Source organism: Herbaspirillum lusitanum P6-12, assembly GCF_000256565.1.
GTDB lineage: Bacteria > Pseudomonadota > Gammaproteobacteria > Burkholderiales > Burkholderiaceae_D > Herbaspirillum > Herbaspirillum lusitanum.
This window is the reverse complement of record NZ_AJHH01000341.1, coordinates 1-2,085: the sequence shown is the minus strand read 5'-3', so window position 1 is coordinate 2,085 and position 2,085 is coordinate 1. Positions and strand designations below refer to the sequence as shown.

Sequence of the window (2,085 nt, the reverse complement as noted above, 5' to 3'; positions counted from 1 at the left end):
AGCGGAATAATTCAGCGACGGCATGACAATCGCGCGCAGCGTAGCGGAAAACAGCGGCAATTTCGTGTCTTACCGCGACGGCGATAACAGGGAGCAGCTCGCCGCTTTCGCGCCGGTGCCGCGCACCAGCTGGATGGTCGTCAACGTCACGCCGCTCAATGCGCTCAACGCCGAAGTCCGCTCGATCCGCAACAAGATCATCCTCATCGGCGTGCTGTGTTTCATCCTGGCGCTGGTGCTGTCCTTCATCATCGCACGCAGCATTTCGCTACCGCTCAAGCAGCTGGTTGGCGTGATGAAGGCGACCCGCACCGGCAACTATCTGATCCGCATGGATTACGAAGGCAAGGATGAAATCACGGAATTGTCGCAGCGCTTCAACGACATGGCCAGCAAGGTCCATCAGCACAATGAGCGGCTGGAAGAACTGGTGGCCGAACGCACGCGCGAACTGGAGCAGGCCAACCGTCAGCTGGAAGCCCTGAGCGCTACCGACAGCCTGACCGGCATCGCCAACCGGCGCCGTTTCGACGAAGCGCTGAGCGGTGAGTTGCGACGTGCGGTGCGCTCGCAGAAACCGCTGGCGCTGATGATGCTCGACGTCGATTATTTCAAGAATTACAACGACCGCTACGGCCACCTGGCGGGCGACGATTGCCTGCGCACCATTGCACGTGTCATGCGCGCCAGTTCGCGTCGCGCCACCGACCTGGCGGCGCGTTACGGCGGCGAAGAGTTCGCCGTGATCGTGGCCGAAAGCGATGCCGCCAACGTCGTGCAATTCGCCGAAAACATCCGTAATGCCGTTGCCGCGTTGCAGATCCCGCACGAGGAGTCGCCCTTCGGTTGCGTCACCTGCAGCATCGGCGTCATCGCCGTGCAAGTGGACGAGAACATGAGCACCGACACGCTACTGCGGCTGGCGGACGTGGCCTTGTATCAAGCCAAGGCGCTTGGCCGCAATCGCGTGGCGTTGAGCGATCCGCCAGGTGCGGCCGATGATCTGCCGGAACATCGCGCCGTGACCTGACCGAGCCTGATCCTGCGTGATCAGGCCGACAACTTTGCTGCAATGCGACGCTGTCGTAAGCACACGTAAAGGTCCGTAACTGAAGACCATTTCCAGGCCTTTTCCTCGGATCGCCGGCCGCTGCGACGGACTACCATGCAGTGCTGATCCTGCCCTCCCCCATGCGCAGGTTGTACGAAAAACAATATTGAGACGAAAGAAAATCAAATGAAAAACATGCGCATCGGCTCGCGCCTGGGCCTGGGTTTTGCATTGGTGTTGTCGCTGCTGGTGCTGATGACGATCATCGGCGTATGGCGCCTGCAGGACATCGGCAATCGCACCGCCACCATGATCGCACTGGACCTGCAGAAGGAACGGCTGGCGTCCGAATGGGCCGCCAACATTGATGCCAACGGCGTGCGTACGATTGCGGTCATCAAGAGCGACAACGCCGACCATCAGAAGTTCTTCAAGGACCAGATGGCCGGCACGGTCGATCGCACCAGCGCGGTCCAGAAGCAGCTCGACGAGCTGATCAAGTCGGCTGAAGGACGCAAACTGTTCGACTCCCTGCTGGTGCAGCGCAAGGTCTACAACGACCTGCGCAACAAGATCATCAAGCTCAAGGAGGGCGGCGACGAAGCGGCTGCGCTGGCGGCGCTTGAAACCGAACTGCTGCCGGCGATGAAGGAATACTCCGCCCGCGTGAGCGCCGTGGCAGCGCATCAGCGCGACGTCATCAACCGCAACGCGGCGATCGTCGATGAACAATATCGCTCGGGTCGCACGATCCTGATCGCGGTAGGCGTGCTGGCGCTGCTGGTTGGCGTGATTGCATCGTGGCGCCTGTCCGACGGCATCACGCGACCGCTGCGTCGCGCGGTGCAGGCCACTTCCGCAGTCGCGGCGGGCGACCTCAGCACGCACGTGGTGGTGGACCGCAAGGATGAAATCGGTCAGTTGCTGCAAGGCCTGCACGACATGTCGCAGAACCTGCTCAAGACCGTGCGCGAGGTCCGCAGCGGCGCCGATACCATCGCCACCGCCTCGGCCGAAATCGCCACCGGCAATCT

General features: G+C 61.6%; 2 protein-coding genes. Both read left to right on the top strand.

The window, feature by feature from the left end; genetic code table 11:
* The first annotated feature begins 22 nt into the window (after window positions 1-22).
* Window positions 23-1,030: a sensor domain-containing diguanylate cyclase gene (locus HLUSI_RS28095; protein WP_016834024.1), complete on the top strand. Its 1,008-nt coding sequence runs from the start codon at window positions 23-25 to the stop codon at window positions 1,028-1,030.
* 207 nt (window positions 1,031-1,237) lie between these two features.
* Window positions 1,238-2,085 (top strand): MCP four helix bundle domain-containing protein (locus HLUSI_RS0110935; protein ID WP_016834023.1); only part of this gene is annotated, 848 nt, incomplete at its 3' end.